Annotated in this window: 19 protein-coding genes; 9 read left to right on the forward strand and 10 right to left on the reverse strand. The window is 63.2% G+C overall.

What is annotated here, in order from left to right; translation table 11 throughout:
- Positions 1 to 415: 415 nt before the first annotated feature.
- The gene (locus ACZ89F_RS19960; RefSeq protein WP_476093728.1) at positions 416 to 805 is read left to right on the forward strand and encodes a hypothetical protein; all 390 of its coding nucleotides are present in this window, start codon (positions 416 to 418) and stop codon (positions 803 to 805) included.
- 84 nt (positions 806 to 889) lie between these two features.
- On the opposite strand, the gene ACZ89F_RS19965 is transcribed toward ACZ89F_RS19960, so the two are convergent.
- Both ACZ89F_RS19965 and glyS read right to left on the reverse strand, forming a co-directional pair.
- The gene (locus tag ACZ89F_RS19965; protein ID WP_476093729.1) at positions 890 to 1,228 is read right to left on the reverse strand and encodes an ATPase; all 339 of its coding nucleotides are present in this window, start codon (positions 1,226 to 1,228) and stop codon (positions 890 to 892) included.
- A gap of 218 nt (positions 1,229 to 1,446) precedes the next feature.
- Positions 1,447 to 3,825, reverse strand: coding sequence for a glycine--tRNA ligase subunit beta (glyS, locus tag ACZ89F_RS19970; protein WP_476093730.1), 2,379 nt, complete (start codon positions 3,823 to 3,825; stop codon positions 1,447 to 1,449).
- A gap of 344 nt (positions 3,826 to 4,169) precedes the next feature.
- On the opposite strand from glyS, the gene ACZ89F_RS19975 reads away from it, so the two are divergent.
- Positions 4,170 to 4,346 (forward strand): hypothetical protein, encoded by a 177-nt coding sequence (locus tag ACZ89F_RS19975; RefSeq protein WP_476093731.1) that lies wholly within the window; start codon positions 4,170 to 4,172, stop codon positions 4,344 to 4,346.
- A 3-nt stretch (positions 4,347 to 4,349) separates the two neighbouring features.
- Here ACZ89F_RS19975 and ACZ89F_RS19980 read toward each other — a convergent pair whose 3' ends face one another.
- Positions 4,350 to 5,270, reverse strand: coding sequence for a glycine--tRNA ligase subunit alpha (locus ACZ89F_RS19980; protein WP_056581147.1), 921 nt, complete (start codon positions 5,268 to 5,270; stop codon positions 4,350 to 4,352).
- A gap of 223 nt (positions 5,271 to 5,493) precedes the next feature.
- Here ACZ89F_RS19980 and ACZ89F_RS19985 point away from each other — a divergent pair, with 223 nt between their 5' ends.
- Positions 5,494 to 5,955, forward strand: coding sequence for an N-acetyltransferase family protein (locus ACZ89F_RS19985; RefSeq protein ID WP_476093732.1), 462 nt, complete (start codon positions 5,494 to 5,496; stop codon positions 5,953 to 5,955).
- Between the two features lie 75 nt (positions 5,956 to 6,030).
- Here the strand turns inward: ACZ89F_RS19985 and ACZ89F_RS19990 are convergent, their stop codons facing one another.
- The 5 genes from ACZ89F_RS19990 to ACZ89F_RS20010 form a co-directional block, all read right to left on the reverse strand.
- Entirely contained in the window at positions 6,031 to 7,806 is a 1,776-nt protein-coding gene (locus tag ACZ89F_RS19990; protein ID WP_476093733.1) for a tetratricopeptide repeat protein, read from the reverse strand.
- Positions 7,807 to 8,044: 238 nt separating this feature from the next.
- Complete coding sequence (locus ACZ89F_RS19995) at positions 8,045 to 8,488, reverse strand: DUF1284 domain-containing protein (protein ID WP_476093734.1); 444 nt, start codon at positions 8,486 to 8,488, stop codon at positions 8,045 to 8,047.
- Between the two features lie 10 nt (positions 8,489 to 8,498).
- Positions 8,499 to 9,092: a biotin transporter BioY gene (locus tag ACZ89F_RS20000; RefSeq protein WP_476093735.1), complete on the reverse strand. Its 594-nt coding sequence runs from the start codon at positions 9,090 to 9,092 to the stop codon at positions 8,499 to 8,501.
- Positions 9,093 to 9,200: 108 nt separating this feature from the next.
- Positions 9,201 to 9,869 (reverse strand): GntR family transcriptional regulator, encoded by a 669-nt coding sequence (locus tag ACZ89F_RS20005; protein ID WP_476093736.1) that lies wholly within the window; start codon positions 9,867 to 9,869, stop codon positions 9,201 to 9,203.
- Positions 9,870 to 9,973: 104 nt separating this feature from the next.
- Complete coding sequence (locus ACZ89F_RS20010) at positions 9,974 to 10,990, reverse strand: polyprenyl synthetase family protein (RefSeq protein ID WP_476093737.1); 1,017 nt, start codon at positions 10,988 to 10,990, stop codon at positions 9,974 to 9,976.
- Between the two features lie 206 nt (positions 10,991 to 11,196).
- Here ACZ89F_RS20010 and ACZ89F_RS20015 point away from each other — a divergent pair, with 206 nt between their 5' ends.
- The 6 genes from ACZ89F_RS20015 (at position 11,197) to moaB (ending at position 14,952) form a co-directional block, all read left to right on the forward strand.
- The gene (locus ACZ89F_RS20015) at positions 11,197 to 11,421 is read left to right on the forward strand and encodes a putative signal transducing protein (RefSeq protein WP_015318845.1); all 225 of its coding nucleotides are present in this window, start codon (positions 11,197 to 11,199) and stop codon (positions 11,419 to 11,421) included.
- Positions 11,421 to 12,221: a tRNA1(Val) (adenine(37)-N6)-methyltransferase gene (locus ACZ89F_RS20020; protein WP_476093738.1), complete on the forward strand. Its 801-nt coding sequence runs from the start codon at positions 11,421 to 11,423 to the stop codon at positions 12,219 to 12,221. The genes ACZ89F_RS20015 and ACZ89F_RS20020 overlap by 1 nt, the downstream gene beginning before the upstream one ends.
- Positions 12,222 to 12,300: 79 nt before the next feature.
- Positions 12,301 to 13,164, forward strand: a complete 864-nt coding sequence (locus ACZ89F_RS20025) for a S49 family peptidase (protein ID WP_476093739.1) — start codon at positions 12,301 to 12,303, stop codon at positions 13,162 to 13,164.
- A 141-nt stretch (positions 13,165 to 13,305) separates the two neighbouring features.
- On the forward strand, positions 13,306 to 13,491 hold the full coding sequence (locus ACZ89F_RS20030) for a hypothetical protein (RefSeq protein ID WP_056581167.1): 186 nt from the start codon (positions 13,306 to 13,308) through the stop codon (positions 13,489 to 13,491).
- A gap of 20 nt (positions 13,492 to 13,511) precedes the next feature.
- On the forward strand, positions 13,512 to 14,411 hold the full coding sequence (locus ACZ89F_RS20035) for a 4-(cytidine 5'-diphospho)-2-C-methyl-D-erythritol kinase (RefSeq protein ID WP_476093740.1): 900 nt from the start codon (positions 13,512 to 13,514) through the stop codon (positions 14,409 to 14,411).
- Positions 14,398 to 14,952 (forward strand): molybdenum cofactor biosynthesis protein B, encoded by a 555-nt coding sequence (gene moaB, locus ACZ89F_RS20040; protein ID WP_476093741.1) that lies wholly within the window; start codon positions 14,398 to 14,400, stop codon positions 14,950 to 14,952. The genes ACZ89F_RS20035 and moaB overlap by 14 nt, the downstream gene beginning before the upstream one ends.
- A 6-nt stretch (positions 14,953 to 14,958) precedes the next feature.
- Here the strand turns inward: moaB and ACZ89F_RS20045 are convergent, their stop codons facing one another.
- Both ACZ89F_RS20045 and ACZ89F_RS20050 read right to left on the reverse strand, forming a co-directional pair.
- Positions 14,959 to 15,933, reverse strand: a complete 975-nt coding sequence (locus tag ACZ89F_RS20045) for a hypothetical protein (RefSeq protein WP_476093742.1) — start codon at positions 15,931 to 15,933, stop codon at positions 14,959 to 14,961.
- A 145-nt stretch (positions 15,934 to 16,078) separates the two neighbouring features.
- Complete coding sequence (locus ACZ89F_RS20050) at positions 16,079 to 16,603, reverse strand: glycosyltransferase (protein ID WP_476097318.1); 525 nt, start codon at positions 16,601 to 16,603, stop codon at positions 16,079 to 16,081.
- Positions 16,604 to 16,618: the final 15 nt, after the last annotated feature.

Consider the following 16,618-nt stretch of genomic DNA (forward strand, 5'->3'; position numbering starts at 1 on the left):
CCGATGGTCATTCGTGGCGGCGTTACCGGTCCCGACTTCCCAGCACCGGCGCCAACCGCTGCATCAGCGGCAGGCACCGCGCCAGCCACAGGCACCGCGCCGGCGGCAGGCACTGCGCCGGCAACGGCCACAGCCTCCGCAGCCCCCTCGGGGAACGCCGAGAACCAACCAGCCCCGCCAAGCGCCCCGGCGCAGGCGGCAGGTCAGCGCATGCCTCCCAACGGCTATACCAACTAGCCCCGGCTCAAAGACAGCCTGACGTTCTTGGCGTGACTTGACGGCGGTCTGGCGCCCGGCGCACCATTGCCAGGCAAACGCTGTTTCGGCTTATGTCCGCTGCGGGACGCCATCGCCTGAATTCGGCAAGCGGCCCTGGCAGACGGGATTTCATCGGTAGGGGTAAAGGGGGGTGATCATGAGAACATCTGGATTCGTAACCGCGGCAGGCCTTCTGCTGGCGTCACTGCTTGGCGTCGGCGCGGCTCATGCCGACGACATGCTGGGATCCTATGTCGCGCGCATTTCCGATCGCGATCATCAGGCGAGTGACGGCTATGCGCTGGACAATGCCGCCCAGATGGTGCGGCAGGACCGCGCCAACTGGCACAAATTCCATCGCCGCGACAGCGACGACGAGGGCGATGGCTGGTTCAGGACCAACGACCAGCGCGCCGACCTGCAACGCATGCTGGAGCGCGGCGGCGCGATGAGTTCCTCGACCAAGCGCGCCATCGTCAACGGCGAACCGCTGATCCAGGTCGACGTCTACGAAAACAGCGTGCGCGTCAGCATCCTTGAGAACTGACCGGGCCATCGCCCGGGACGACTGAAAGAAAAGGGCGGCGCGTCAGCGCCGCCCTGCCATCGATAGAATCGGCAGCTGAAAAAATCAGGCCGCTTCTTCCTTGTCGTCGTCTTCTTCGGACTCGCCGTCTTCAGCTTCTTCTTCGGACTTTTCGTTGTCGCCTTCAGCCTTCACGCTGTCCTCGGCGTCGTCGTCCTCATCTTCGTCTTCTTCATCTTCGTCGTCATCCGAGAGCGTGGCAGCTTCGGCGCCGTCGGACTCTTCGCCTTCTTCATCATCGCCGTCTTCGTCGTCATCCGACAGGTCAGCGGCTTCGACCGCAGCGGCGGCAGCATGATCGAGGATGGTTTCGGAAGCGGATTCAAGCGCCTCGGCGGGAGCAGGGGTTTCTTCTGTCACTTCGATGTCGTGATCGGAATTCATGGAAGCCTCCGTGGGGTTGGGGAACATGTCCCTTTTGCCACGGAGAGATCATCGTCATATGACTGTAAGCCGGCTCGAACGGCCGGCTTACAGATATTTTTTCAGGCCTGCGGCCAGTTTTATTTGAGCATGATCTCTGGACAAACGGAAACCGTTTGTCCGAGAAAACCGGTGCCCACTTTTCGCTAACGCGGACCTTCGGTTCGGGATCATGCTTCTCAGCCGGCGATCCTGGAGAAATCCGCGACCTGACCGGTCGCCGCGCGGATGCGGGCGAGCAGCGCCAGGCGGTTGGCGCGCACGGACAGGTCCTCGTCATTTACGAGGACATGCTCAAAGAATGAATCAACCGGTTCACGCAAAACGCTAAGCGCCAACAGAGCGCCGGAAAAGTCATCGTTTTGAATCGCTTCGCCGGCTTGCTTCTCAGCCTGATTCACCGCTGCAAACAACGATTTCTCGCTATCCTCACGAAACAGCGCCGGCTCAACGGTTTCGGCGACCGCGGTTTTCTTCTTCTCCTCGGCGGCCAGGATGTTGGCCGCACGCTTGGTGCCGGCGAGTAGGTTTTTTCCATCCTCTGTGTCGAGGAAGGAGCCCAGCGCCTCGACCCTGCGCACGATCTGCAGCAGGTCGTCGGACTGCGGCGTGATGACGGCGTCGATCAGATCGTGGCGTGCACCCTGCTCGCGGAGATAGACCTTCAGGCGGTCGTGGAAGAAGGCGATAAGGTCGGCGATGAATGGCGACAGCGATGCCTGCAATTCCATCATACGCTGGCCGTCGAAAAACTCTCGTTCCTGATCGGCCGAACCAAAGGTCTCCGAATTTGCGTTGGCCAGTCCGCCTTTCAACAATCTGGAGATCAAGCCCGCTTCCGACAACAGCTGGCTTGCCCCCTTGTACTCGCGAATGCGGGAATCGAGCATCGTAACCACACCACGGCTCTCAGCCCCCTCGCCGAAGCGATCATAGGCGGCGAGCGCCGAGGCCACCGTCGCTGCAATGGCCACACCCAGGGAAAGCCTGATCCTGTTTTCCAGTATGATCCTCACCACACCCAGCGCCGCTCTACGCAGGGCATAGGGGTCCTTCGATCCAGTCGGCTTTTCGTCGATGGCCCAGAAGCCGGCCAGCGTGTCGAGCTTGTCGGCGAGCGCCACAGTGATTGAAACCGGATCGCTCGGTACGCGGTCGGATGGGCCTTGTGGCTTGTAGTGTTCCTCAATGGCTGCCGCGACCGAAGCATGCTCGCCCTGCAGCAACGCATATTTGCGCCCTATTGCGCCTTGCAGCTCGGGGAACTCGCCGACGACTTCAGTGGTGAGATCGGCCTTGGCTAAGACAGCCGCACGGCGCGCCAGTGTGGGATCGGCGCCGACGATCGGCGCCAGTTCCTCGGCAAGCTGAGCAATCCGCTCCACTCGCTCGCCCTGCGTGCCCAGCTTGGCGTGAAAGGTGACGGCGAGATGGTCGAGGCGGGCCATGCGCTGGTCGAGCGGCTTCTTCAGATCAAGTCCGAACTTTTCCGCCGATGCCTCGAGCTGGTCGAGATCAGGCAAATCGCCCTGGTCGGTCGTCCAGAAATAAAGCGCGTCGGACAGGCGGGCGCGCACCACCTTGCCGTTGCCGTGGGCGATCTCCTTGCCACCGTCCTTGGCCTCGATGTTGGCGGTGAGGATGAAGCGATTGGAAAGCGCATCGTCGACACCCTGCGGCCGCGTGACAAAGCACTTCTGGTTGGCGCGGATGGTCAGCCGGATCACCTCGGCCGGAATGGCCAGGAAGGCCTCTTCAAACTCGCCCATCAGCACGACCGGCCATTCGACCAGCCCGGACACCTCTTCCAGCAGCCCGTCGTCCTCGACCAGGTCGAGCCCGTTGGCGAAGGCGAGATTGCGGGCGTCGGCAAGGATGATCTCCTTGCGGCGGTCAGCATCGAGCACGACCTTCGCCGCTTCCAGCTTGGAAACATAGTCATCGAAGCGGCGCACCGTAATGGCATCAGGCGCATGGAAGCGGTGGCCATAGGTGATGTTGCCGGAGCGGATGCCGTCGATCTCGAAATCGACCACCACCGGCTCCTCGGTCTCCGGGCCGAAGGTGCACAGGATCGATTGCAGCGGGCGCACCCAGCGCAGCGAGCCTGGCTTGGCCGAGGCCGGCCCCCAGCGCATCGATTTCGGCCACGGGAAGTTGCGGATGATGCCCGGCACCAGTTCGGCGATGATCTCTTCCGCCGCCCTGCCCGGCTTCGAAATATGGGCGACATAGAAGTCGCCCTTCTTCGGGTCGGAATGGACATGCGCCTCGGCGATCGAAGCAAGCCCGGCCTTGCGCAGGAAACCCTGGACCGCCTGTTCAGGCGCTGATGTCGAAGGTCCTTTGATCTCTTCGCGAATATCCTTCGAGCGCGCGGTCAGGCCTCTGATATCGAGGGTCAGCCGGCGTGGCGTCCAGTACTCGCGCGCCGCCTCATAGGTCAGTCCCGCCTCGACCAGACCGTCGGTCAGCATCTTCCTGAGATCGCCCGCCGCCTTGCGCTGCATGCGGGCTGGGATTTCCTCGGAGCGAAGTTCGAGCAACAAATCCGGCATCAGAGTGTCTCCGCCCACATGCCATTTTCCTGTTTGCGCGTCCTCGCGCCTCCGGCGCTGCGGTCGCGCGGCTGGGCGGGAATCTCTTCCGAGCGGAGTTCTAGAAGCAGGTCAGGCATGGATGGGGCTCGCGCGGCAAAATGGTCCGGGCGGGGCATAGCAACTCGGCTGGCCGCTGTCACCCTTTCCGCGTTGCGATCGCCGATTTGCGCCCGTTTCCAGAAATTTTGGCCACCCTGTCGGGGCGAGACGGCCCCACACGTCCTTGGATCAAAGATTTCCATGAACCGAACGCAGCGCTGAAGCGACCCACGCTCAGGCAGGGAACATTTGGCTCAACGACCATGAAAACGGCATCCAGACTTCTGCAGATCCTCGCACTCAGCGCCTGCTTCACCGCGCAGGCCCACGGCGCCTTCTCGATGCCGGGTGTGCGGCAGGCATTGCGCACGATCGACGGCACCGGCACCCAGAACATGCTGCCGATCCACGCTTCCTTCGAGATGATGAAACGGGCCTGAAACTCAGGCCGCCAGCCCGCCCGCCTGCGTCTTCAAAAATGCTTCGCCGCAGGCTTTCGCCAGATTGCGCACCCGCAGGATGTAGCTCTGCCGTTCGGTGACCGAAATCACGCCGCGTGCGTCGAGCAGGTTGAAGACATGGCTGGCCTTGATGCACTGATCATAGGCCGGGAAAACCATGCGATGCATCGGCAGATTGTCGTTCGACGCCGGCGCGCCGGCATCGAGCAGCGCCTTGCACTCGGCCTCGGCGTCCTCGAAGTGGCGCAGCAGCATCGCCGTGTTGGCGTATTCGAAATTGTGACGCGAATATTCCTGCTCGGCCTGCAGGAAGACATCGCCATAGGTGACCTTGTCGGCGCCTTCGCGGCCGTTGAAGTTGAGGTCGTAGACATTGTCGACGCCCTGCACATACATGGCCAGCCGCTCCAGCCCGTAGGTGAGCTCGCCAGCCACTGGTGCACATTCGATGCCGCAGACCTGCTGGAAATAGGTGAACTGCGACACCTCCATGCCGTCGCACCAGCATTCCCAGCCGAGGCCCCAGGCGCCCAGCGTCGGGCTTTCCCAATCGTCCTCGACAAAGCGGATGTCATGCAGCAGCGGATCTACTCCGATCGCCGCCAGCGAGCCGAGATAGAGCTCCTGCAGGTTGGGCGGGTTCGGCTTCAGGATCACCTGATACTGGTAATAGTGCTGCAGCCGGTTCGGGTTCTCGCCATAGCGGCCATCCTTGGGACGACGCGAAGGCTGGACATAGGCGGCGTTCCAGCGTTTTGGCCCGAGCGCGCGCAGCGTCGTTGCCGGGTGAAAGGTGCCGGCGCCGACCTCCATGTCGTAGGGCTGCAAGATGACGCAGCCATAGGCCGCCCAATAGTTGTGCAAGGTCAGGATCAGCCCCTGGAACGAGCGGCTGGGATGCATATGGGCGGGGATTTCAATCGTCACGGTGGCCTCGACAGCACAGGCTAGCTTGCCGGCACGTCCTAGAGACCCGGCGTCGAAGCGTCAAGCAAGGCGCACCAGTGCGGATCGCCGGGAGCGTGCGGGACGATGTTGAAAGCATTGCGAGGGCTGGCCCATTGCCGACCACGGGAGCCTGCAGTCTGTTCGATGCTTGTTTCGTGTCAATGACAACAGGTCAACCATGCCCAATCCGATCATCATCCGCCCCATTGCGCGCCAGGATTTCGAGCAGTGGCTGCCGCTTTGGGACGGCTACAACGCGTTTTACGGCCGGTCGGGCGAAACGGCCCTGGCAAGCGATATCACCCAGATGACATGGTCCCGTTTCTTCGACGCCTATGAGCCGGTCCACGCGCTGGTGGCCGAAAGCGAGGGACAGCTTCTCGGCCTCGTGCACTATCTCTTTCATCGAAGCACCACGGCGATCGCACCGAATTGCTACCTGCAAGACCTTTTCACCACACAGGCCTCGCGAGGAAAAGGCATCGGCAGGGCGCTGATCGAGGGCGTCTATGAGCGGGCCCAGGCCGCCGGCTCAGGTCGGGTGTACTGGCTGACGCATGAAACCAATCACACGGCGATGAAGCTCTATGACAAGGTCGGCGAACGCTCCGGGTTCGTCGTCTATCGGAAGCTGTTCTAGAATCTGCCGAGATTCTGGGCCGGAAACGAAAACGGGGCTCTGAAAAGAGCCCCGTTCGTATTCCAATAGCTCACTTCACCCCTTCGGGGCGGGCACCGGCTCTGGCTTGACCTTCGGGGTTTCCTGCGCCGTGTTGGATTCGATCGGCGGCAGGCCCTTCATCAGCTTCTGCTGCAAGGTGGCCAGCACATCGGGATCTGGCTTCAGGTCACGGGCCTGGTTCCACTGGAAAGTGGCTTCCAGCTTGCGGCCGACGCGCCAGTAGGCATCGCCGAGGTGATCGTTCAGAACCGGATCTTCCGGCTTCAGCGACACGGCGCGTTCCATTTCGCGCACGGCGTCATCGAACCTGCCGAGGCGGAAATAGGCCCAACCCAGCGAATCAACGATGTAACCGTCGCTCGGCCTGAGGTCGACGGCCTTCTGGATCATCGCCAGGCCTTCCTTGAGGTTGGTGTTCATGTCGACCCAGGAATAGCCGAGATAGTTCAGCACCTGCGGCTGGTCGGGGAACAGTTCCAGCGCCTTGCGGAAATTCGGCTCGGCCTTGGGCCATTCCTTCAAGCGCTCATAGGCGATGCCGCGCTGGTAGAAGATGTTCCAGTTGGCCGCGGTCGGCGTCTTCAGCACATCGACAGCCTTGTCGTAGAGATTGGCGGCCGAGCGGAAATCATCCTTCGAGGAATAGACGCCGCCCAGCGCCAGATAGGCGCGCATGTCGTCGGGATGGGCGTCGACGAAGGCCTTCAGGTGGGTGATCGCCTCCTCGTGACGGTCGAGATCGGCAAGGTTGAGGCCGAGCTGCAGGTCCGAAAGTTCCTTCAGCGGCGAAGTGGCGGGGATCCGCCGATAGAGCGCAATGGCGCCCTCGCCGTCCTTCAATTGCTCGGACACGGCAGCGAGCTGCACGAGGGCGGCGTCGCTGTCAGGCTTCAGGGCAAGCGCATATTGCAGATAGAGGCGGACAAACGGCTCGCCGCCGCCACGGTTGAGCGCGGTGGCAAGGTCGAGCAAAATCTCGGAGGCGCCATCCGACGGGCTGGCAGCGAAGGGCGCAATCTTGTCGCCCTTGGCGATCATGCCGCGCAAGGCGACAATTTCCAGCTTGCCCGGCGAAAACGCCTCGGCCTGGTCGAGCACGGACAGCGCCTTGGCCTTGTCGCCCTTGCGGGCCAGGAACGACGCGTAGGCCTGGGCATTGCGCATCCAGGTTTCGGGAGCGGCGCCGCCAGCGGCGGTGTCCTGCATGGTCGCGGCGTAGATCGCTTCGGCCTTCTCGGGCATACCGGACGCATCGGCGATCAGTGCGCGATGGAACGACTTGAACAGGCCGAACCAATCCGGCCCCTGCAGCTTGTCGATGGAGGTCATCGCGTCGGAGGCTTCGCCGGCGCCCTGTTGGGCCCAGCCGGACATCACCCCGGAGATCAGCCGGTCGAGATCGGATTCCAGCGACAGCTTGAGCCAGTACTGCGCCTTGGTGAAATCCTTCTTGTGGAAGGAATCGACGGCGAGTGCCAGGCGCGAGAAGCGCTCGACATCTGGAACTTCCTTGAGCTTGTCGGCATAGACGAGGGATTCGTCGAAGCGGCCTTGCGCGATCAGCGACAGCATCAGGCTCTGCTGCAGGCTGGTGTCGCTCGGGTCGAAGGCCAATGCCTGCTTGTAGTAGGCGATGGCGCTGTCGAGGTCGTTGTCGCCTTCGGCGATCCGGGCTGCCAGATAGGCGCCCGAGAATGACGTGATCTTGACCGGTTCGGTGGTTTGCTTGGCATAGGCCGGCAAAGCCGAGATCGCCATGCCTGTCACAATTGCCAGCCTTGTCAGCCAGCGCGCACGTCCTTGCTGCATCGTATCCCTTTCAGCCAGGCGCCATCTCCGCGTCAGCGGGATCGGCGTAGACTCGATCTTTCCAGGCAAAGCATGGCCTTTTTGGGGTCACGCTTCAATCCGCCTCGAATTCACAATCCGGGCACCCGATTAACAAACCATGGCGACAGGCACCATTTTTCCGATCTTGAATTTCGGCCATGGCCCTGCGCAGCGCCGACTATATCACAGATTCGACCGCTGAGGCTCGGCGCTAACATCAACGCTCATCTGGCGAGGCAGACCGCTGCACCAGCGTGTCGCTATATCCGCCGGCCGCAATCGTGCTGCACAGCTCATTCCATTCACAGCCGCCGCATGCCCTGCGTACAAGGCCAGCCGAAAACGCCTGCCGCATCCGGGCCAGCATCGCCGCATCGAGATCAAGACGGGCGCCGACGTGGATTGGCCGCGCCAGCAAATCCTCCACGTCCTGTGCAGCGAGCCGGTCCCGCTCGACGACGCTCTCGTTGAGACAATGCGGTTCCGGCTCGTCGAGCAAGGGAGCGCAGACATCGTCGGGGCCGGAAACGAGGAGGACGTCCTCGCCCCGGCTCAAGCGCTCCGCGACGCGATCGTAATTGGCGGTGAAGGCGGGACTGTATCCCTTGCCCACATAGGTGAGCAGGCAAAGGAAGTGATGCGCGCGCAGCCTGATCGTCACGGCCTGATCGTCACGGATTGGCCGGTTTCGCCTTGCCGCCGGGAAGAGCCATAAGCGTCGCGGCACCGAGCGCCGACTTGAGCAGTCCGCCGACGATGAACGGCAGGAAGCCGAAGGTGATGGCCTTCTCAGCGCCGATCATGGCCGCGAGCCACACGGTGCCGAGCACCAGACAGGCAAGATTGCCGAGCAGCATGGCAATGAAGGCGAGCACGACCCTGTTGCCGTTCCAGCCGCGTTCGGCCAACCATCCGACAAGCGCGCCGACAACCGGGAAAGCGAAGAGATAACCACCCGTTGGCCCGACGAAATGCACTAGGCCGGCTGCCCCGCCGGCCAGAACTGGAAAGCCGACCGCGCCTTCGACCAGCCAGGCGGCGATGGTGATGGCGCCGAGCCGCCAGCCATAGAGCGCGCCGATCAATGTCACGGCGAAGGTCTGCATGGTCACCGGAACCGGCACCATCGGCACTTCGATATAGGACGACAGCGCCAGGAACAGCGTGCCGAGCACGACGGCGCCAACCTGCCAGGCAAGAGAACGATCCTGAAGCCGGAGCGGGCTGAACGACGGCTTGCTGGACGAGAATGCGACGTCTGTCATTGGGATTCCTTCGATCGATTGCAAATTATAGATAATTTCCGATTTCGATCTATTATCGAATCCACAAATCCGGTGAGATAGCAAGCCCTGGCTGTGCAAAGGGGCGCCTTAGCCCACGATGGCAAAGGCTTCGCGCGTCGTCCCGGAGGCCGTCCTGACCGGCTTGCGGCCAATCCATTGGACATGCCGACCCAATGTCATTGCCGCCGACTCGGTGTTTCCCTGCCGCAAGGCGGCGAGTATTGCGCGGTGATCCTGATCGGTGCGGGTCTCCCACTCCGAGCGCCATGCCGCGAACAGGAAACGAGCACTTGCCGCATGCAGATCGTCGATGGTGGCGAGCAGGCGCGGCATGCCGCATGGCGCCAGGATCAAGCGGTGGAAGGCGCGATTGGCTTCTTCCCACGACCTGACATCGCGGGACTTGTCGCCGGCCTTGGTCGCTTCCTCGGCGAGATCGAGAATGGCAGACGTCAGGTGCGGCGCGGCATGGCGTAGCGCCAGCACTTCGAGTGCGGCGCGCATTTCGGCGACCTCCTTGACCTCGCCCAAATCGAAGGACGCAACACGCACGCCACGGCGCGGCTCACCGATGGCCAGCCCTTGCGCCTCGAGGCGGCGAAAGGCCTCGCGCACGGGAACATGACTGGTGTGGAATTCCTCGGCGATATGATCCTGCCGAAGCCTGGCCCCCGGCTCGATCGCGCCGGAGATGATGCGGTCCGCCAGCACCTTGCTGATGCGCACCGCGATGGTGTCGTCTGTGCCCTTTGCCATGTTTTATAGATAATTTGCGGCGGGCGGCTTGTCGAGACGGCGGGACCGAATTCGCAAACTTCCTCCCCAGCACAGGCCAGAGGGCGTGTCGCGAAAGCCAGCCTTCAGTTCACCCGGCTGATGCAGAAATCGATGACGTCGATCAGCGCCGATTTCTGCGGCGTCGCTTCCAGCGGCGCCAGCGCGTCGCGGGCGATCTCGCCGAAATGGCGGGCGCGCCCGATCGTGTCTGCAATGGCGCCGTGGCGGGTCATCAGGCCGGTCGCCTTTTCCAGGCCGGCGTCATCGGTGACATTGTCCTCGATGGCACGCTTCCAGAAAGTGCGCTCGGCCTTGGTGCCACGCCGATAGGCGAGGATGACCGGCAAGGTCACCTTGCCCTCGCGGAAATCGTCACCGACATTCTTGCCCAGATCCTTGCTGGTGCCGCCATAGTCCAGCGCATCGTCGATCAGCTGGAAGGCAAGGCCGAGATTCATGCCGTAGGAGCGCAGCGCGGCGCGATCATTGCGCGTCGCCTGGGCGATGACGGGGCCGACCTCGGCAGCAGCCGAAAACAGCGCTGCGGTCTTGGCCTTGATCACCGCGAAATGCTCGTCTTCGGTGGTTTCGAGATTCTTGGCGGCTGCAAGCTGCATCACCTCGCCCTCGGCAATGATCGAGGCCGCACTCGACAGGATGTCGAGCGCTTCGAGCGAGCCGACATCGACCATCATGCGGAAGGCCTGGCCGAGCAGGAAGTCGCCAACCAGCACGCTTGCCTGGTTACCCCAGATCATGCGGGCGGTCTTCTTGCCACGGCGCATGCCGCTCTCGTCGACGACGTCGTCGTGCAGCAGCGTCGCCGTGTGCATGAATTCGACGGAAGTGGCCAGCTTGACGTGGCCCTCGCCAGCATAGCCGAACATCTGGGCGGCGGCGAGCGTCAGCATCGGCCGCAGCCGTTTGCCACCGGACGAGATCAGATGATTGGCAATCTCGGGGATCATCTCGACGTCGGAGCCGGCCTTGGACAGGATCAATTCATTGACTCGCCCCATGTCGGCCGCCGTCAGATCGATCAGATCCTTGATGGAGGCGGGCTCCCGCTTCCCGTTTTCGATGTTGAGAACGACACCCACAACAATCACTCCCGTCTTGGTATAACGCGTGCGACGGCACCCTTGGTCCCTGCATGGACTCTAGGGCGGCGGACACGGCCACGGCAAGTGGCGAATTGGCGCGGCGGCGATGACGGAATGTCAACCGACGCCGAAGGGAGTTCTGTTTTGCCACGGAAATCCGCCTGCCCGTTTACATCAGCGCTGCAAACTGAGAGTTTCGCCCGATGATAGAGCTCATTCGCACCAACGACGCCGTCATCATCTCCTTTGTCGAATCGCTGATGCGCGATGCCGGCATCGGCTGCTTCGTCGCCGACCAGAACATGAGCGTGCTCGACGGCTCGCTCGGCATCCTGCCGCGGCGCGTCATGGTCGACGCCGACCAGGCCGACGCGGCACGGCGCATCCTGACGGATGCCGGCATCGCCAACGAGATTCGCGGAAAATAATGTCCGCCGCGCCGGCCACCCTCGTCCCGGACACGCCGGCCCATACGGTCGATGCTTTCCATCGCGGCCGGTTCTGGCTCGTGCAGCCCAAGCATGGAGGCCATCGCGCCGGCATGGATGCGATGATGCTGGCGGCATCCGTGCCTTCGTTCTTTGCAGGACGTCTCGCCGATTTCGGTGCCGGCGCCGGGGCCGCCGGACTGGCGGTGCTGTCGCGCTGCCCGGCGGCGGAGGCGGTGCTTGTCGAACGCGCGCCGGAAATGGTGGCCTTCGCAGCGGCCACCCTTGCCCATCCCGGCAATGCACATCTCAGCGATCGTGCATCCGTGCTCGTCGCTGACGTCACCGTATCGGGTCGGGCGCGGGCGGCCGCCGGCCTCGCCGATAACGACTTCGACTTCGTCATCATGAACCCGCCTTTCAACGCCGCTCGGGATCGAGCCACCCCCGATCGGCTTAGAAAGGAAGCCCATGTCATGGAAGACGGGCTGTTCGAGAGCTGGATCCGCAGTGCAGCAGCAGTGGTCAGGCCGCGCGGCGGGCTTGCCGTGATCGCTCGCCCCGAACAGCTCGGCGCCATTCTCGATGCGATCGCAGGGCGCTTCGGCGATGCCGAGATGCTTGCCGTCCACCCTCGCCCAGACGCGGCGGCGATCCGCATTGTCGTCAGGGCAGCGCTCGGGGCGCGAGGCAAGCTTGCCATCCGCCCTCCTTTGATGCTGCACACGCGGTCCGGCAACGGCCCCGACGAGCGCAGCGAAATGATCACCAACGGCCTCGCCTCGCTGTTCGGAGATTGAGCTATTCTGCCCGGCCACATTGCCGTTGGCCGGGAAATCCCTACATGCCTGCAACCCATCGACCGGAGACCGCGCCCTCGTGAAACGACTTATCAACCGCCTGCTGCCGAAATCCTGGCGCTCCACCGTCGTCACCATTCCGGTCATCCGGCTGCACGGCACCATCATGGCCGGCGGTGGCCAGTTCCGACCGAGCCTGTCGCTGGCCTCCACCGCCGGCCTCATCGAGAAGGCGTTCTCCTACGACGCGCCGGCGGTCGCCATCTCGATCAATTCGCCCGGCGGCTCGCCGGTGCAGTCACGGCTGATCTTCAAGCGCATCCGTGACCTGGCAACGGAAAAGAACAAAAAAGTGCTGGTCTTCGTCGAGGACGTCGCGGCATCGGGCGGCTACATGATCGCGGTCGCCGGTGACGAGATTTTCGCCGATCCGTCCTCCATCGTCGGTTCGATCGGCGTGGTCTCGGCCTCGTTCGGCTTCCCGGAACTGATGAAGAAGATCGGTGTCGAGCGCCGTGTCCACACCGCCGGCCAGAACAAGGCGGTGCTCGATCCGTTCAAGCCCGAGAAGAAGGAAGACGTCGAACGCCTGAAGGCGCTGCAGCTCGAGGTGCACGGAACCTTCATCGACCTCGTCAAGGAGCGGCGCGGCACGAAACTGAAAGACGATCCGGACCTGTTCACCGGCCTGTTCTGGACCGGCATCAAGGGTCTCGAACTCGGCCTGGTCGATGCGCTCGGCGACATGCGCACGGTGCTCAAGACCCGTTTCGGGGCGAAAACCCAGCTCAGGCTGATCACGGCGCCGCGCGGTTTCCTCAGCCGCTTCGGCCTGTTCGGTTCAAGCAAGGGCTTCTCAATGCCCGATATCGCAGCCGCTGCCGCCAGCGGCGTGATCGATGCGGCGGAAGAGCGCGCGTTGTGGGCACGCTTCGGACTTTGAAAAATCGGCGAAACCGTCTAGCATGAGAGCTTGAAGTTTCGTGCATGTCGTTTTCCCAAAAACCGGACCCACTTTTGGGCGACATGCATCAACCGACCCGACCGGCCGCTTTCGCCGGCCCAGCGTGGGAGGAGTTTTGGTATGCCGCAGATCATTTTCTTCACCGTCGTTGGCGTCGCCGCCTATTTCGGCTACCGCACCTTCATCCGCGAAGCCGAGCGCGTGACCGCCAAGGTGCGGCGCACCGAAAAGCAGGCGGCCAACGGCGCGATCGGAACGCTGGTCAAGGATCCCAAGACCGGCGAATACCGGCTGGCTAAGGACTGAGCATCATCCCGCAGACCATAGTGGACACCGACATCGGGTCGCGTAGCTGGCACGCGCACGCCAAGATCAATCTTGCGCTGCATGTCACCGGCAGGCGCCCTGACGGCTACCACCTGATCGAGAGCCTGGCGGTGTTCACGCGGTTTGGCGACAGGGTCGAAATCGCGCTCGCCGACAGCGATGAGTTTACCGTGTCCGGCCGTTACGCCCCGGCCGTTCCTCTCGATGCAAGCAATCTGGTGCTCAAAGCACGCGATGCCCTGCGACAGGCGGTCGGGCACGAGAGAACACCGCCGGTCGCCATCCGGCTCGAAAAGAACCTGCCGGTCGCCTCCGGCGTCGGCGGCGGGTCGAGCGACGCGGCAGCCGTGCTGCGCGGGCTGGCGCAGATTTGGACCCTGGACATCGAAGGCACAGAGCTGGCGCGGATCGGCCTCTCGCTTGGCGCCGATGTGCCGATGTGCCTGGCGGCAAAGCCGCTGGTCGCGCGCGGCATTGGGGACGAGCTGTCGATGGTGCCGGACTTTTCGGCGCTTGGATTGGTGCTGGTCAATCCCGGTACCCCAGTCTCAACGGCGGATGTCTTCGCAGCACTTTCCCGGCGCGACAATGAGGCCTTGCCGCCGCTGCCGCGCAGCATCGATTTTCACAGCCTGCGCAACTGGCTGGAGATCACCCGCAACGATCTCGAGCCTGCAGCGCTGGCCATGCAGCCCGCCATCGGCAGGGCGCTTTCCTGGCTGAACAAGGCTGGATCGGGTTTTTCACGAATGTCCGGGTCCGGCGCGACCTGCTTCGGCCTGTTCGAGACCGGCAATGTCGCCAAGCGCGCGGCCGCCGAGATCCGCGGCCGCCAGCCCGACTGGTTCGTCGCCGCGACGCGCAGCATCGCATCGGAGGGCGCTGATGGCCAGAATTGACGAGAGCCGTTCCTTCGTTCCCGTGCGCATAGCGGTGCTGACCGTTTCGGACACACGCAGCCTCGCCGACGACAAATCCGGCCAGACGCTGGCCGACCGCATCACCGAGGCCGGCCACATCCTGGCCGCCCGCGATATCGTCACCGACGATCGCGAGAAAATCCGCGACACGGTTCTGGCGTGGTCACGGGACAAGGATATCGATGTCGTCATCACCACCGGCGGTACTGGCTTCACCGGCCGTGACGTGACACCGGACGCGCTGGAGCCGATCTTCGAAAAGCGCATGGACGGCTTTTCGGAAGTGTTCCACCGCATCTCCTACGATAAGATCGGCACCTCGACGATCCAGAGCCGGGCGACCGGCGGCGTCGTCAACGCCACCTTCGTCTTCGTGCTGCCGGGCTCACCCGGCGCCTGCAAGGACGCGTGGGACGGCATCCTGAAGGCGCAACTCGACTACCGGCACATGCCGTGCAACTTCGTCGAGATCATGCCGCGCCTGGACGAGCATTTGCGGCGCGGCACCAAGGCTGGATAAACAGGCTCAGCGAATGACCGGCTCGCCATGGAATCGCCGGCGCGACGGCGGCGATACGCCGAAGCCGACTTCCATCATCAGCCGCGGCGTGCGTGCCGGCACGGTGCCCATGTGGAAGCCGAAGGGGTCCTCGACGAAGCCAAGCCCGGCCTCGCCCGTCAGCGTCACAGGGCTCTGCTCGCCATAGACATCCAGAACCTCTTGCGCGGGATGGCCGACCAGCAGGGTGAGCTGATGCTTGAGGCTGCGGCGCTTGTGGCTGCCCCGGACATAGACATGCGGGCCTGTGTCGGCATCGACCGGCCGGAGATAGAAGAAGAATTTCAGCATGCGCCAGTCGTCGAGGTCGAAATGATACTTGCCGAGCGAGGCAAGGTTCTTGTCGGCATCCGAAGCGGCACCCGTCGGAAAACTCCACCAGACCCGTGTCGTGATCAGTTTTGCCTGGCCGCCGAGATAGTGCGCGGCAACATCCAGAAGCAGCGGATCGCGCTGGATGGCGAGTGCCGCCTGGCAGTCGAGGATGCGCTCGAAAAAATGCCCGCTGAGCAGCGAGCGGCCAAAGTGCTTCTCGGCCTCGGCATGTTCACCCGGCATGAATTCGAGGCGGCGGTCGAAATTACCGAAGCAAGGCGTGCGTCCGGCGAAGTCAGCAATCTCCTCATGGATATCAGGCGGCAGGACCAGGCCTGAAAACAGTCCGTCGGAGCGCAGCGCTTCGACCACGGCTTCCCGTTCGACGCCGGCAAACATCGTATCCACCGCATTGCCGACCGTCTGAGCGCGTTTTGCGCCCAGCCAATGCATGCGGCGTCCAGGCATTGTGCGCGCCAGCACGAACATCGGCAGCCAGGCAGGGTTTTCGCGCAGATCCTTGAGATAGGTCGGAATGCGCACCGCGATGCGTCGCAACAGGCTGCCGTTGCGCGCAATGGCCTCGAGACTGGCCGTGCCGGATTTGTCTGATGTTGAAAGGTTCATTGGGTCCTCGGCTACGGGAGCACCACCGATGCCGCATCGGTGCTCGCCACTCGGCATGACCCAAACCCAATTCACCGCCTGGACGGGAAGCTAACCCCGCGTCGGATTTTGTGCAATGCACAATGGACAGAGCAGGTGCAAAAAATCATTTCGGGGAGCGATGCTTCTGCTTGACCGGCGCTACCCAGATCTCGGCGTCGAGCCGCTTCGTCGCGAGGCCGCGGGCGATAGCCTCGGCGCTGCCGGCACTCTTGGCCGAGGCCGCGGCCTGACGCTTGCTGATCAGCAATCCGTCGGCCAAGGCGCGGTTTCCCGAAAAGACGCGCGCCAGGAACGGCGTGCGGCTGCCGCGCGCCCGCGAAAACCGTGCCGCCATGGTTTGCCTGGCTGTGTGGTCGACGACCGCGTCGATCCACCCCTCCACCAGCCGCGCGCCCGGCTCCAGCAGCAGCAGCCAGTCCCCCTTGGCCTGGCGGATGCCGGCAGTGACGCCACCAGTCACATACTGACAGCCGGCATGTTCGGCCACACGATGTGTCTGGTCGGTGGAGCCCGTGTCACAGACGATGACTTCACGCACGACGCCCTCGACCGCGCCGCCAATCAGCGAGGCGAGCGTACGGGTAAGGCCTTCCTCGTCATTGCGGGTTTCGATGAGAACACTGAGCATCATTAGCCGAATAGC

This window comes from Mesorhizobium sp. USDA 3734 (assembly GCF_056279665.1).

Bases quoted from the DNA above. Each gene is read 5' to 3' on its own strand.
- ACZ89F_RS19975 (WP_476093731.1), top strand. From the start codon at position 4,170: ATGAAAACGGCATCCAGACTTCTGCAGATCCTCGCACTCAGCGCCTGC.
- ACZ89F_RS19965 (WP_476093729.1), bottom strand. From the start codon at position 1,228: ATGAATTCCGATCACGACATCGAAGTGACAGAAGAAACCCCTGCTCCC.
- ACZ89F_RS20005 (WP_476093736.1), bottom strand. From the start codon at position 9,869: ATGGCAAAGGGCACAGACGACACCATCGCGGTGCGCATCAGCAAGGTG.
- ACZ89F_RS19985 (WP_476093732.1), top strand. From the start codon at position 5,494: ATGCCCAATCCGATCATCATCCGCCCCATTGCGCGCCAGGATTTCGAG.
- glyS (WP_476093730.1), bottom strand. From the start codon at position 3,825: ATGCCGGATTTGTTGCTCGAACTTCGCTCCGAGGAAATCCCAGCCCGC.
- ACZ89F_RS20015 (WP_015318845.1), top strand. From the start codon at position 11,197: ATGATAGAGCTCATTCGCACCAACGACGCCGTCATCATCTCCTTTGTC.
- ACZ89F_RS20030 (WP_056581167.1), top strand. From the start codon at position 13,306: ATGCCGCAGATCATTTTCTTCACCGTCGTTGGCGTCGCCGCCTATTTC.
- ACZ89F_RS19980 (WP_056581147.1), bottom strand. From the start codon at position 5,270: ATGCATCCCAGCCGCTCGTTCCAGGGGCTGATCCTGACCTTGCACAAC.
- ACZ89F_RS20045 (WP_476093742.1), bottom strand. From the start codon at position 15,933: ATGAACCTTTCAACATCAGACAAATCCGGCACGGCCAGTCTCGAGGCC.
- ACZ89F_RS19960 (WP_476093728.1), top strand. From the start codon at position 416: ATGAGAACATCTGGATTCGTAACCGCGGCAGGCCTTCTGCTGGCGTCA.
- ACZ89F_RS19990 (WP_476093733.1), bottom strand. From the start codon at position 7,806: ATGCAGCAAGGACGTGCGCGCTGGCTGACAAGGCTGGCAATTGTGACA.
- ACZ89F_RS20020 (WP_476093738.1), top strand. From the start codon at position 11,421: ATGTCCGCCGCGCCGGCCACCCTCGTCCCGGACACGCCGGCCCATACG.
- moaB (WP_476093741.1), top strand. From the start codon at position 14,398: ATGGCCAGAATTGACGAGAGCCGTTCCTTCGTTCCCGTGCGCATAGCG.
- ACZ89F_RS20000 (WP_476093735.1), bottom strand. From the start codon at position 9,092: ATGACAGACGTCGCATTCTCGTCCAGCAAGCCGTCGTTCAGCCCGCTC.
- ACZ89F_RS20050 (WP_476097318.1), bottom strand. From the start codon at position 16,603: ATGCTCAGTGTTCTCATCGAAACCCGCAATGACGAGGAAGGCCTTACC.